Consider the following 13,114-nt stretch of genomic DNA (forward strand, 5'->3'; position numbering starts at 1 on the left):
AGCGATGCATTGAGCTAACCAGTACTAATGACCCGAGAGGCTTAACCTTACAACACCAAAGGTGTTTTGTTTTAAGAGACGCAAAGAGATTTTCAGCGATGTTCCGAGATTGGTTCTTGTGGCGAAGTGTGATGGAGTTTATTACATAGCGCGGCGGGGATGGTAGAAAGCCCTGTACTGACGTACAGGGCTTTTTGCTATGTAAAATTTGAGGAGAAAGGAGCAGTAAATACCTGCTATCAGCTCTGTTTTTCTAGCCACGCAGCGATGAACTCTCCAATTTCATCGATCTTATTAAGGTCTAGTAACGTAATTGAGTCTGGAACGGAGGCGGGTAAACAATTACTGGCGACAGCAATGACTTGAGAATCAATTAATTGCTCTAAAGACCGGCTATTTTCCTCTCTGTACAGCACAATTTTATCGATTCTCTCGTGTTTAAAACCCTCAACTAAAATCATATCCAGCTTATTGCCGTCGAAACGCGTAGCCAGATAGCGGAGATCGAGAGTTTCCTGCTGCGGTGTTTCTGTCATTAATGCCCACCGGCGATGACTGGCGATCATCGTTTGGTCGGCACCTGCTTTTCTAAGCTCAAAACTGTCTTTACCGGGCGTATCAACATCAACTTCATGGTGAGTATGTTTAATCAGACCGGTACGAATTCCACGCTGGCGCAGATACGGTATTAGTTGTTTCAGTAACGTTGTTTTACCTGTTCCGCTATAGGCCACAATTCCGAGAAGAGGGATATGATGATTGTTCATTGCTGAAGGCCTTTCAGGCTGTCCTGCCACCGTAAAACATCTTCCGGAGTATTGAGGTTGGAGAACGCAGAAGCATCGTTAAACAGGACGGAATCAGCACTGATGCTATTGAAGAAAATCATCAACTTCCTGTCACCATTTTCAAGATATGCAGTCAGGGTCGGGATAAGGCTGCGGTTAAGCATACAAAGAGTTGGATGCTCTCGCTCAGGGTCGCGTGCAAAGATTGCCTGTTGGTTTGAAATGCGTGAAAGAAAGGTGCTGGCTAAGTTAGCGGGGAATCCTGGCACGTCACAAGGCACAAACACGACCCATTCCGTCTTACTTACGGTTAATGCGGCCAGCATCCCGGCTAACGGGCCGGAATAACTCTGGATAATGTCGGGAACAGTCTGGAAGTCTCTGCCGTAGCGCTCCGCATTCTGGTTACAGCTGATCAGGATATCACCCACCTGTGGACTAAGCCTTTGTGCGATGTGCTCAAACAACGGTTTGTCTTGTACCTCCACCAGCCCCTTATCTTCGCCCATTCTACTCGAACGGCCGCCAGCTAAAATGACGCCGGTAATACTGCTGTGATCCATAATGTTCACCTGCAAAGTCTCTGTGGTCTGATCATTGTAACGTCTAACCTGAGGCACGAGCAGGTTTAACTCTGCGTGGTTCAGCTTGTTCTTTCCCTGAGGAAATAACCCTGTTATTTTTAGGGTCTGAACCAATATGAAGAGAAAACGACATGAAAGAACATCGCGTTAATGAGTTGATTGAGTTATTACACCCGGCATGGAAAGAAGAATGCGATCTTAACCTGATGGAGTTTATCCAGAAGCTGGCAGGTGAATGCGGATATCAGGGACCGTTGGCAGAGTTAAGCGACGATATGTTGATTTATCACCTGAAAATGCGCGGCAGCGAAAGCAATGCAGAGATCCCTGGCCTGAAAAAGGACTATGAGGAAGATTTCAAAACTGCTATTTTGCGCGCCCGCGGAATCATTAAGGATTGATGTAAACTTATGTGAACTTCATGCGATATGCCAAAAATAGATGATACTATTTCCCACTGTCATACATCCGTGCGGTCTATCTGAATGAAGTTATGAACAATTCTGCTTTCAATTTTCAGGCATTGTCGCCAGACCTTATCCTTGATGCGTTAGAAAGCGTTGGCTTAGTGGCAGAGTCAGGTCTGATTGCATTAAACAGTTATGAAAACCGTGTTTATCAGTTTTTGTGTGAAGACAAAAAACGCTATGTGGTGAAATTTTATCGTCCGGAGCGCTGGAGTGAATCACAAATTCATGAAGAGCACGTTTTTTCTCATGATATGTCTGAAGCTGAAATCCCCGCTGTCGCCCCGTTGGATATACGAGGTAACACTCTTCACTCCCATCAGGGTTACCTTTTTACTGTGTTTCCAAGCGTTGGCGGCCGCCAGTATGAGATCGACAATCTCGATCAACTAGAGTGGGTCGGACGCTTTCTGGGTCGTATCCATCAAGTCGGAAGCGAGAGTGTATTTATCGCCAGACCCACCATCGGTCTTGACGAATATCTTATTCAACCCCGCAACGTACTTGAAAACACCGCGCTAATACCTAAACGTCATCACGCGTCATTTATGGCAGCCACAGACAAGCTAATTACTACCATTAGTGAATATTGGCATGATGACTGGCAACCACTGCGTTTACATGGTGATTGTCATCCAGGAAATATTCTTTGGCGTGATGGCCCGCTATTTGTTGATTTAGACGATGCCCGTAACGGCCCAGCGGTACAGGATTTGTGGATGTTGTTACATGGAGGTATTAACGAGCAAAGACTTCAACTGGATATTCTACTCGAAGCTTATGGTGAATTCGCTGAGTTCGATACTCGTCAGTTATCGCTTATTGAACCACTACGTGCGATGCGTATGGTCTATTATCTGGCATGGGTTGCCCGTCGCTGGGAAGATCCGGCTTTTCCAAAAAGTTTTCCGTGGATGAAAGATGAAGACTTTTGGTTAGGGCAAACTGCAGCCTTTACCGAGCAAATAAAGAAACTACGGGCACCGCCTCTACAGCTGATGCCAATGTACTGAATCGTGAATAAACGTTAAAAGTTTAATTTATTGGAGATGGGTTTTATATGAAAAAGATATTTCTGGCACTGATTGGTATGGTGATGGCATTCAGCGCAACGGCAGCACCATTTTCTAATGGTTCGCAATACGTTACGTTGGACAAGCCTGTAGCTGGAGAACCTCAGGTTCTTGAGTTCTTCTCCTTCTATTGCCCGCACTGTTATCAGTTTGAGCAGGTATGGCACGTATCTGAAGGCATTGAAAAGAATTTGCCTAAAAATGTAAAATACGCGAAATACCACGTCGAATTCCTGGGGCCTTTAGGCAAACAGTTAACTCAGGCTTGGGCCGTAGCTATCGCGCTGGGAGTCGAAGATAAAGTTAGCCCATTGATGTTTGAGGCTGTACAGAAAAAACAATCAGTACAGACGCCAGATGATATCCGTAAAGTCTTTATTGAGGCCGGCGTAAAAGGTGAAGATTATGATTCCGCACTCAATAGCTTTGTCGTGAAATCGTTGGTTGTGCAGCAAGAAAAAGCCGCTGCTGATCTTGGTTTACAGGGCGTGCCATCCGTATTTGTAAATGGTAAATATATGGTTAAGAATGACGGACTTGATACCAGCTCACAAGATATGTACGTCAAACAGTATTCAGATGTGGTCAATTTCTTGTCTACTCAGAAGTAACCAGTTCTAAGAAAAACGTCAGCCATGTGCTGGCGTTTTTATTTTCTCGCCTCTGTCATCCACAACAATAAATATCTTTAAACTTGTTGTCAGATATATATATTCAATTCAGTAGTTTTATAAGTTTTTTTATTATATCCACATTGACTATGAAAGTTAAATGACAGAGATATTGCAATGTTAACGTGGTTAACTTCATGAAAGTTTGAGTTAAAAACAATACAACACTCTCTTTTTTGCAAAATTTAATTCCTGCTTTTATTTTTACTCACAAAGTTATCCACAGGTTGATCCCGCGAGATCCCTCGCAAGTTTGTTACCAATTTCTCTCTCATGGTTCGACTTTATCCCCAGCTATGGCATCCTTAGGGGATGTCCGATCACGAATAAAGAAGAGTTATGGCCCAAATAGCAGAAAATCCACTTATCCTGGTAGACGGTTCGTCTTACCTTTACCGTGCTTACCATGCATTTCCACCGCTGACTAACTCAGCAGGTGAACCTACTGGTGCGATGTACGGTGTGCTGAACATGTTGCGCAGTTTGTTACTGCAATACACGCCGAGCCATGTTGCTGTCGTTTTTGATGCGAAGGGCAAAACCTTCCGTGATGAACTTTTTGACCAATACAAATCTCACCGTCCACCGATGCCTGACGACCTGCGCGCCCAGATTGAGCCGCTGCACCAAATGGTCAAAGCTATGGGGTTGCCTTTGCTGGTTGTTTCCGGCGTAGAAGCGGATGACGTGATTGGGACCTTGGCTCTGGAAGCTGAAAAGGCTGGCCATGCTGTGCTTATCAGCACGGGTGATAAAGACATGGCACAGCTGGTCACGCCGGGCGTTACCCTCATTAACACCATGAATAATGCGATTCTTGGGCCGGATGAAGTGGCCGAGAAGTACGGCGTTCCACCAGAGCTCATTATTGATTTTCTGGCACTGATGGGAGACTCCTCGGATAACATCCCTGGCGTTCCCGGTGTCGGTGAGAAGACCGCTCAGGCACTGTTACAAGGCATTGGTGGTCTTGATGCACTGTATGCGGATCTCGATAAAATCTCCACGCTCAGTTTCCGCGGTGCAAAAACCATGGCGGCGAAACTGGGTGAGAATAAAGAAGTGGCTTATCTCTCTTATCAGCTAGCAACCATAAAAACGGACGTTGAATTGGATGTTACTTGCGACAAACTCAACGTGGTTGAGCCCAATGCCGCCGAGTTACATACACTGTTTGCCCGTTATGAATTTAAGCGCTGGTTAGCCGATATTGAAGCCGGCACGTGGTTAAGTGGCAAAAAAAGCGCTCAGAAAGCGACAGCCGGTAAGAAAAAAGGGGCTGCGGAAATTGATATTGTCGTCAATGATCCCATTGAGCGTGCCCAGCTGTCACAGGACGGCTATGTTATGATTCTCGATCAGGCGACGCTGGATGAGTGGATCGGATATCTGAAAGCCTCAGAGGTTTTTGCTTTCGATACTGAAACTGATGGGCTGGACACCCTTACGGCGAATTTGATTGGTCTTTCATTCGCTGTGGCGCCAGGTAAAGCCGCTTATCTCCCTGTTGCTCATGACTATCTCGACTCTCCGGTTCAGCTCGATCGTGATTTGGTCTTAGCTCAGTTGAAGCCACTGCTTGAGGATGAAAAACAGCTGAAAGTGGGACAGAACCTCAAGTTTGATCGTGGGATTCTGTTGCGATATGACATTGAGATGAAAGGTATTGCTTTTGATACCATGCTGGAGTCATACGTACTGGACAGCGTCTCTGGTCGACATGATATGGACAGCCTAGCCGATCGCTATCTCGGCCATAAGACGGTGAGTTTCGAAGACATTGCCGGTAAAGGTAAAAACCAGCTCACCTTTAACCAGATTGCGCTCGAGCAGGCAGCACCTTATGCCGCTGAAGATGCAGACGTCACTCTGCAATTACATCAGACACTCTGGCCGAAAATCCAGGAAAGCAAAGCGTTGACGACGGTCTTCAATGATATTGAAATGCCTCTGGTTCCCGTGCTGTCACACATTGAGCGTACTGGCGTTCTTATTGACCAGCATATTCTTGCCGCTCACTCTAAAGAGCTGACCTTGCGTCTGGCAGAGCTAGAAATCAAAGCGCATGAACTGGCCGAAGAGCCCTTTAACCTCTCCTCGCCAAAACAGTTGCAGGCTATTCTTTATGAAAAGCAAAAGCTGCCTATTCTCAAGAAAACCCCTGGTGGAGCGCCTTCGACTAACGAAGAAGTGCTGGCCGAACTGGCACTGGATTACCCGCTGCCTAAAGTCATTTTAGAATATCGTGGCTTGGCGAAACTGAAATCGACCTATACCGACAAACTGCCGCTGATGATTAACCCGCATTCAGGTCGTGTTCACACCTCGTATCATCAGGCGGTGACGGCTACCGGGCGTTTGTCCTCCAGCGATCCAAACTTGCAAAATATCCCGGTACGTAACGATGAAGGACGTCGTATTCGTCAGGCCTTTATTGCGCCGAAGGATCACTGCATTGTGGCCGCCGACTATTCGCAAATTGAACTGCGCATCATGGCGCATCTTTCAAAAGATGAAGGATTGCTGAAGGCGTTTGCTGAAGGTAAAGATATCCATAAGGCGACGGCAGCTGAAGTTTTCGGTACGCCGCTGGACAATGTCACTGGCGAACAGCGCCGCAGCGCGAAGGCGATTAATTTTGGTCTCATTTATGGCATGAGCGCCTTTGGCTTATCTCGTCAGTTGAATATCCCGCGAAAAGAATCACAGCGCTATATGGACTTGTACTTTGAACGCTATCCGGGCGTTCTGGAATATATGGAGCGGACCCGTACACAGGCGTCTGAAAAGGGCTATGTCGAGACGCTTGATGGTCGCCGTCTCTATCTACCTGATATCAAGTCCAGTAATGCTATGCGGCGTAAAGGAGCCGAGCGTGCTGCGATCAATGCCCCGATGCAAGGCACGGCTGCGGATATCATCAAGCGGGCGATGATCAACGTGGCTGACTGGTTGCTGCAACCTGATGCTCCGCGCGCGCGCATCATCATGCAGGTTCATGATGAATTGGTATTTGAAGTGCACAATGATGATGTCGAAGTCGTCAGCGAAAAGGTCCGCAGCCTGATGGAAGGCAGCATGGAACTCGCTGTACCGCTGAAGGTTGAGGTGGGTGTCGGTAAAAATTGGGACGAAGCTCACTAAGTGAAGATAAATTAAGCGTTTTTTGTAATTAAGCTACATAACTTCATGGCAATTTTATGAAGGTTATCGCATAACCCACCGGTTTTGTGTAAGTAAACTACAAAAAAGTCTTTTTCCTGCTCATGAATTAAGGTAAAGTCTCTCTCGTAGGGTACAGAGGTAAGATGTTCTATCTTTCAGACCTTTTACTTAACGTAATCGGATTTAGCTGAATTTTTTAGCCGCCCCAGGCATTTATGTCTGGGGCGTTTTTTATGGATTTTTTCACGCCTGTCCTTGCTAAGCCGCCATTAAAAAAGGCGGCCTGTTGTTGGCCGCCCTTCGAATTTTCACAACGCTCAGCTTTTTGAGCATCAACTAACTGGGTTATAGAGCGTTACTCGCCAGAAAGTTCGTCTTGCAGAACTTCTGGAGGAATCTCACTGAACCAGGTGTTCAGCTTGTCGGTCAGTTTGTCCACGCCCAGTTTTTTCAGCGAAGAGAATGATTCAACCTGGATATCACCCATAAACTCTTTGACTGTTTCGCGGACCATCTTGATTTGTGCCTGACGGGCACCGGAAGACAATTTGTCGGATTTGGTCAAAAGCAGCATAACCGGCGTGCCAACAGCGACTGCCCAGGAGATCATCTGACGGTCGAGATCTTTGAGTGGGTGGCGAATGTCCATCAAAACAACCAGCCCTTTCAGTGAATTACGCATCTGGAGGTATTCGCCCAACGCGCGCTGCCATTTACGTTTCATTTCTTCCGGAACCTGCGCATAACCGTAGCCTGGCAGGTCGACCAGACGAATGCCTGGCTCCACTTCAAACAGGTTAATCAGCTGCGTGCGCCCAGGTGTTTTACTGATGCGAGCGAGACTTTTCTGCTGGGTAAGCGTGTTAAGTGCGCTGGATTTGCCGGCGTTTGAACGACCAGCAAATGCGACTTCAATGCCTTCATCACTTGGCAGATGCCGGATATCCGGGGCGCTCATGACGAAATGGGTCATATGATAGTTGTATGTTTGGCTGGTCAAAACGTGCGTCTCCGTGAGGCATGAGTGTCTGGTTGGCGATTATAGCTGCAACAGGAGCGGGATGCGTTTCTGTTTTATAATCCGAATGATGATGAGTAGGGGTCACAGATATGAAGGTGCGGAAAAAATTCCTTCACGATGTAAGACATTTGCCATTCAAAATGCGGGCTATCACGCTTTGTTTCGCGCCGTGATTTTTAAAATTCAAAAGGATGCCGGCATAAATTAAAAAAACCGATCCGATCTTGCGGCGGCTATCTTGAGCCTTTACTCCATCGTGGTAAAGGACTTCTTAACGTGATGAAGGCAAGAGCGGAAATACGGATGGATAGCATAGGCAAGTATCGCAACTCAGGGAAGGTCAGATCTGGGCGCTCTGAAATGTAAAGGAAAAATCGGGAATCAGCAGGCATACATGGACAGTAGTGTAAGAATATCCTTCCGATAAAGGAAATAAAAAGGCGTCAAGGCTTACTTGCTGCCTTTTTTCTTTGTGCGCTTTCTGCTAGATTCCGGCGCAAATCTATACTAAATGTACACACCTAAGAGCAGATGCCATGAAACAGCCAGCGAAAGCCCCGCGCGCCAATACCGCGACAGCAAAACCAAAGAAGAAAAAAAATCGCGTCGAACTTGATATCGAAGCACGCGAACGTAAGCGTGATAACCGCCGCCGTGGTCATAAAGCGGGCTCACGTACTAACCCGGACGGAGAGAAAAACCAAAAAAACGCGCCAGGTAAGAATGCTGATCCGCGCATTGGCAGTAAGAAAGCTGTTCCGCTCGTGATTGAAACTGTTTTCAATAACGCACCTAAAGCGAAGAAAATACCTAAGCCACGCGTTGAAGCAGAAGCTAAACCGCAGTTGCCACCTGAAGAAGAACTGACACTGCTGGAAAACGATCCACGTCTCGACAGCTTACTCGACAAGATTGATGAAGGCGAAAAGCTGAATGCGGAAGATCAGTCTTATGTTGACCAGACGCTGGACCGTATCGACGCATTGATGGAATTGCTGGGTATTGAACTCGGTGATGAAGATGACGAAGTGGATGAAAAGACCAAAAACGAAGATATGATGCAGTTGCTGAAGCGTGGCGAACCGAAAGAAGGCTTCTAAAACTTGCGCTGGGTCATTCCGGCCGTAATCGCCTTACTCTTCGCATATTATCTGCTTTGGTTATTCGTTAAACTACGCCGGTTAACGAAAACCAAAGCACGTTTGTTTCATGCACGCGCTGCCCGGCAGACCAAACCTCTGCCAACCATGCGTACCGGCAGGAGCAAACGCCGCAAAGAGTGAGTGCTCATTATGTCAACGAACGCTGCGTCATCAAAAGCAGAATCACAGCAGGCAACGGTTTGGGATTTAGCGCTGATCCAAAAATATAACTATTCTGGTCCACGCTATACGTCCTACCCCACCGCCCTGGAATTCAGTGAAAGCTACAACGACGGCGCCTTTCAGCGCGCTGCGCGGCGTTACCCTGAACGCTCACTCTCCCTATATGTCCACATTCCTTTCTGCCATAAACTTTGCTATTTCTGCGGCTGCAATAAATTGGTTACTCGCCAGCAACATAAAGCGGAAGAGTATCTCGTCGTCCTGGAGCAAGAGATTCGTCAACGTGCGGGGCTATTTAAGGACCGTCAGGTGACTCAACTGCATTGGGGCGGGGGTACACCCACTTATCTGAGTAAAGCCCAAATAAGTCGTTTGATGGGCCTTCTGCGCGATCATTTTGACTTCCTTCCCGATGCCGAGATGTCGCTGGAGCTGGATCCGCGTGAAATTGAGCTTGATGTGCTCGATCATCTGCGCAACGAAGGTTTTAATCGCCTGAGTATGGGGGTACAGGACTTCAACAAAGACGTTCAGCGGCTGGTTAATCGTGAGCAGGATGAAGCGTTCATTTTCGCGCTCATCGCCCGCGCTAAAGCGTTGGGCTTCAGCTCTACTAATATTGATCTGATTTATGGCCTGCCAAAGCAGACTGCGGAGAGCTTTGCCTATACGTTGCAGCGGGTGGCCGAATTAAACCCCGATCGTCTGAGCGTGTTTAATTACGCACATATGCCAACATTGTTCGCCGCACAGCGTAAAATCAAAGATGAAGATTTACCGGGAGCCGAGGAAAAACTGCGGATTTTGCAGGAAACCATCGCCTCGCTGACGTCATCCGGTTACCGTTTTATTGGTATGGATCATTTTGCGCGCCCAGACGACGAGCTGGCAGTGGCTCAACGGGAAGGCAAACTACATCGCAATTTTCAGGGTTATACCACGCAGGGCGACAGTGATTTATTGGGGCTGGGTGTGTCGGCTATCAGCATGTTAGGTGACAGCTATGCACAGAACGAAAAAGATCTGAAAACCTATTATGCACGAGTGCAAGAGCAGGGCCATGCGTTGTGGCGTGGTCTGGAAATGACCGCGGATGACTGTCTGCGTCGTGATGTCATCAAGGCGTTGATCTGCCACTTCACACTGGATTTTGCCGAAATAGAAAAACAGTACGCTATCGATTTCAGTACGTATTTCGCTGACGACCTGGCGTTGCTGGCTCCGCTGGCGAAAGACGGGCTGGTGGAAGTGAGTCAGGAGAATATTCGTGTTACCCCGCAAGGCCGCCTGCTGATCCGCAATGTTTGCATGTGCTTCGACGTCTATCTGCGCCAGCAGGTTCGTCAGCAACAATATTCACGCGTGATCTGACTTTCCCTGTCGCACAAACAAAAATGGCCGCCAAAGCGGCTATTTTTTTACAAACAGGCGGTTATTCCATTCCCAGCTCTTTCAGCTTGCGGGTCAGCGTATTGCGTCCCCAGCCCAACAAGCGCGCTGCTTCCTGCTTATGTCCCTGAGTATGACGCAATGCCGTGGTCAGAAGCGTTCGCTCCATTTCGGGTTGCGCTTCTGACAACAGATTTTGATGACCGGAGCGCAGCGCACGATCTGCCCACTGTGCTAGCAGCGTTGCCCAACTGTCCGGTAAGCTCTGCATGCCAGCTTCAGGCGCCGAACTTTCAAAGAGTTCGCTCGGTAAATCCTGAATCAAGACTTCCTGTCCGGCCGCCATCACCGTTAGCCAGCGACACGTGTTTTCTAACTGGCGTACGTTGCCTTGCCACGGCAGGCGAGTCAGCGCCGTTTCTGTTTCCGGATGCAAATTTTTGGCTTCCACGCCTAACTCTTTGGCCGCAACTTGCAGGAAATAGCGAGCTAAACGCGGAATATCCTCACGACGTTCGCGCAGCGGCGGCAGATGAACGCGGATCACGTTCAGACGATGGAACAAATCCTCACGGAATTTGCCTTCCTGAACCCGGAGTTCCAGATTCTGGTGCGTCGCCGCAATGATTCGGACGTCCACTTTTACCGGCGCATAGCCACCAACGCGGTAAAACTGCCCGTCAGCCAGTACGCGCAGTAGACGGGTTTGTACGTCGAGTGGCATATCGCCGATTTCATCCAGAAACAGCGTGCCGTTGTCGGCCTGTTCAAAGCGTCCCTGACGGATCTGATTTGCGCCGGTAAATGCCCCTTTCTCATGACCGAACAATTCGGACTCGATCAAATCTTTTGGGATCGCCGCCATATTCAGCGCAATAAACGGCGCTTTTGATCGTGGACTGTGGCGGTGCAGGGCATGGGCAACCAGCTCTTTACCTGTACCTGATTCCCCATTGATCAATACGCTGATCGATGAGCGGGAAAGGCGGCCAATGATGCGAAACACATCTTGCATCGCCGGTGCTTCACCGATGATATCTGCCGTTGGGCCGCTTGCCGGCTGGGTTCTTGGTGGTTGCTGCTGCTCCTGATAGTGACTGATCGCGCGTTCAACCAGTGCGACCGCTTCATCGATATCGAAAGGTTTTGGTAGATAATCAAATGCCCCTTGTTGATAGGCACTGACTGCTGCATCTAAATCAGAATGCGCCGTCATTATGATGACCGGAAGCATCGGATGGCGTTGTTTTATCTGTTTTAGCAATGCTAAACCATCCATGCCAGGCATCCGGATATCAGATAACAACACATCAGGGGTTTGAGTCGCGATGGCTTCAAGCACGTCATTACCGCTATCGAAGGCTGTGCAGCTTAAGCCCGCTCCAGTGAGCGCGCGTTCAAGTACCCAGCGGATGGAGCTATCGTCATCGACGATCCAGACTATCCCTCGTTGCATAAGAACCTCACTGGCGAATAGGCAGGTAAACCGAGAATTCGGTATGTCCTGGCCAACTGTTAAATTCAACTTTACCCGAATGCTGGTCAATCAAACTGCGAGCGATGGATAAGCCCAAACCTGTGCCTCCTTCGCGGCCACTGACCATGGGGTAAAAAAGGGTATCCTGTAAGTGTGCTGGTACGCCTGGCCCGTTATCTTCAATGTCTATTCTGGCAGCCAAACGGTAACGCACTCCGTGCAGGGTGATTTGAAAAGCAGTGCGCGTGCGCAATGTAATCGATCCGCCTTCTTCACCCAGAGCCTGTAAGGCATTACGGGTAATATTCAGCAGAATCTGTTCGATCTGATCTGGGTCGTGTGCCAGTTCCGGCAGGCTTGGGTCGTAGTCGCGAATCAGTTGTACGTTGGCTGGTTTCTCCATCGAGACCAACTGGCAAACACGCTCGGCGACCTGATGAATGCTTTGGGTGATGTGCTGACTTGGCCGCTGAGGGCCGAGCAACCGGTCCACCAGATTACGCAGCCTGTCGGCCTGTTCAATGATGACTTTGGTGTATTCAAGCAGCGCCGGATCCGGTAGCGCGCGTGACAAAAGCTGCGCAGCGCCACGCAATCCACCGAGTGGATTCTTAATCTCATGTGCCAGTCCGCGGATTAAATCCCTCGCCGCGACTTGCTGGGCGTGCTGTAACTGTTCCTGACTCAGTCGCCGTTGGTTATCCATTGGCGCTAGCTCAATCAAGATAAAGCCATCTGGCTGCGCCTGAGCCGTCAGTGATAACACATGCGCTCTGCCATCAACGACCAATGTCACTTCACTATCGGTAAAACCTTGTCCCGCCTGCAGACTTTCACGCATTAGGTCGACATTAAGAGAGAAATAGCCCACCAGTTCCGGCAATGGAGTACCAAAAAGTTTGCGGGAACTTTGTGCCAATAATTGCTGAGCCGCTGGGTTGGCATAATGCACAGCCAGTTCGTCGTCCAACAATAGAATGCTGTTAATCAGAGAATTCAGGATCTGCCCAGCATCGGGCAGCTTGCCAGTTGCCATACCGCAGTCTCCCGCACCTGTTCGGTGCATTTTATCCGGCTACCCGGCGAATTCACGGGTCAGAGGGGTTAAGCAGGAAAGAGTGTGGAGAAAAAAGCCCATCCGGAGATGGGCTATA

The 13,114-nt window shown here is 48.6% G+C and carries 12 protein-coding genes; 7 read left to right on the forward strand and 5 right to left on the reverse strand.

The window, feature by feature from the left end:
- Nucleotides 1-239: 239 nt before the first annotated feature.
- Together mobB and mobA are read right to left on the reverse strand one after the other, a co-directional pair.
- Entirely contained in the window at nt 240-767 is a 528-nt protein-coding gene (mobB, locus tag IEV89_RS13290) for a molybdopterin-guanine dinucleotide biosynthesis protein MobB (RefSeq protein ID WP_188474011.1), read from the reverse strand.
- Nucleotides 764-1,351: a molybdenum cofactor guanylyltransferase MobA gene (gene mobA / locus IEV89_RS13295; RefSeq protein ID WP_188474012.1), complete on the reverse strand. Its 588-nt coding sequence runs from the start codon at nt 1,349-1,351 to the stop codon at nt 764-766. The genes mobB and mobA overlap by 4 nt, the downstream gene beginning before the upstream one ends.
- Nucleotides 1,352-1,503: 152 nt before the next feature.
- Here mobA and IEV89_RS13300 point away from each other — a divergent pair, with 152 nt between their 5' ends.
- The 5 genes from IEV89_RS13300 (at nt 1,504) to spfP (ending at nt 6,939) form a co-directional block, all read left to right on the forward strand.
- Complete coding sequence (locus tag IEV89_RS13300; RefSeq protein ID WP_188474013.1) at nt 1,504-1,773, forward strand: YihD family protein; 270 nt, start codon at nt 1,504-1,506, stop codon at nt 1,771-1,773.
- Between the two features lie 92 nt (nt 1,774-1,865).
- Nucleotides 1,866-2,852 (forward strand): serine/threonine protein kinase, encoded by a 987-nt coding sequence (locus IEV89_RS13305; RefSeq protein ID WP_188474014.1) that lies wholly within the window; start codon nt 1,866-1,868, stop codon nt 2,850-2,852.
- Nucleotides 2,853-2,899: 47 nt separating this feature from the next.
- Complete coding sequence (dsbA, locus tag IEV89_RS13310) at nt 2,900-3,523, forward strand: thiol:disulfide interchange protein DsbA (RefSeq protein ID WP_188474015.1); 624 nt, start codon at nt 2,900-2,902, stop codon at nt 3,521-3,523.
- Between the two features lie 399 nt (nt 3,524-3,922).
- Nucleotides 3,923-6,727 carry a DNA polymerase I gene (polA, locus tag IEV89_RS13315; RefSeq protein ID WP_188474016.1) on the forward strand — a complete coding sequence of 935 codons (2,805 nt, stop codon included), beginning with the start codon at nt 3,923-3,925 and terminating at the stop codon, nt 6,725-6,727.
- A 164-nt stretch (nt 6,728-6,891) separates the two neighbouring features.
- Nucleotides 6,892-6,939 carry a small protein SpfP gene (gene spfP / locus IEV89_RS22080; protein ID WP_444542661.1) on the forward strand — a complete coding sequence of 16 codons (48 nt, stop codon included), beginning with the start codon at nt 6,892-6,894 and terminating at the stop codon, nt 6,937-6,939.
- 164 nt (nt 6,940-7,103) lie between these two features.
- Here spfP and yihA read toward each other — a convergent pair whose 3' ends face one another.
- Nucleotides 7,104-7,748 carry a ribosome biogenesis GTP-binding protein YihA/YsxC gene (yihA, locus tag IEV89_RS13320; protein ID WP_188474017.1) on the reverse strand — a complete coding sequence of 215 codons (645 nt, stop codon included), beginning with the start codon at nt 7,746-7,748 and terminating at the stop codon, nt 7,104-7,106.
- A gap of 557 nt (nt 7,749-8,305) precedes the next feature.
- Between yihA and yihI the strand changes: the two genes are divergently transcribed.
- The gene (yihI, locus tag IEV89_RS13325) at nt 8,306-8,869 is read left to right on the forward strand and encodes a Der GTPase-activating protein YihI (RefSeq protein WP_188474018.1); all 564 of its coding nucleotides are present in this window, start codon (nt 8,306-8,308) and stop codon (nt 8,867-8,869) included.
- 192 nt (nt 8,870-9,061) lie between these two features.
- Entirely contained in the window at nt 9,062-10,465 is a 1,404-nt protein-coding gene (hemN, locus tag IEV89_RS13330) for an oxygen-independent coproporphyrinogen III oxidase (protein WP_188474019.1), read from the forward strand.
- Between the two features lie 61 nt (nt 10,466-10,526).
- On the opposite strand, the gene glnG is transcribed toward hemN, so the two are convergent.
- Together glnG and glnL are read right to left on the reverse strand one after the other, a co-directional pair.
- A complete protein-coding gene (glnG, locus tag IEV89_RS13335; RefSeq protein ID WP_188474020.1) occupies nt 10,527-11,939 on the reverse strand; it encodes a nitrogen regulation protein NR(I) in 1,413 nt (470 codons plus the stop codon).
- 7 nt (nt 11,940-11,946) lie between these two features.
- Nucleotides 11,947-12,996, reverse strand: coding sequence for a nitrogen regulation protein NR(II) (gene glnL / locus IEV89_RS13340; protein ID WP_188474021.1), 1,050 nt, complete (start codon nt 12,994-12,996; stop codon nt 11,947-11,949).
- Nucleotides 12,997-13,114: the final 118 nt, after the last annotated feature.

The organism is Hafnia psychrotolerans (assembly GCF_014639435.1).
GTDB lineage: Bacteria > Pseudomonadota > Gammaproteobacteria > Enterobacterales > Enterobacteriaceae > Ewingella > Ewingella psychrotolerans.

Excerpts from the sequence above, each read along its gene's own strand:
- mobB (WP_188474011.1), bottom strand. The coding sequence starts at position 767 with ATGAACAATCATCATATCCCTCTTCTCGGAATTGTGGCCTATAGCGGA.
- mobA (WP_188474012.1), bottom strand. The coding sequence starts at position 1,351 with ATGGATCACAGCAGTATTACCGGCGTCATTTTAGCTGGCGGCCGTTCG.
- IEV89_RS13300 (WP_188474013.1), top strand. The coding sequence starts at position 1,504 with ATGAAAGAACATCGCGTTAATGAGTTGATTGAGTTATTACACCCGGCA.
- IEV89_RS13305 (WP_188474014.1), top strand. The coding sequence starts at position 1,866 with ATGAACAATTCTGCTTTCAATTTTCAGGCATTGTCGCCAGACCTTATC.
- dsbA (WP_188474015.1), top strand. The coding sequence starts at position 2,900 with ATGAAAAAGATATTTCTGGCACTGATTGGTATGGTGATGGCATTCAGC.
- polA (WP_188474016.1), top strand. The coding sequence starts at position 3,923 with ATGGCCCAAATAGCAGAAAATCCACTTATCCTGGTAGACGGTTCGTCT.
- yihI (WP_188474018.1), top strand. The coding sequence starts at position 8,306 with ATGAAACAGCCAGCGAAAGCCCCGCGCGCCAATACCGCGACAGCAAAA.
- hemN (WP_188474019.1), top strand. The coding sequence starts at position 9,062 with ATGTCAACGAACGCTGCGTCATCAAAAGCAGAATCACAGCAGGCAACG.
- glnG (WP_188474020.1), bottom strand. The coding sequence starts at position 11,939 with ATGCAACGAGGGATAGTCTGGATCGTCGATGACGATAGCTCCATCCGC.
- glnL (WP_188474021.1), bottom strand. The coding sequence starts at position 12,996 with ATGGCAACTGGCAAGCTGCCCGATGCTGGGCAGATCCTGAATTCTCTG.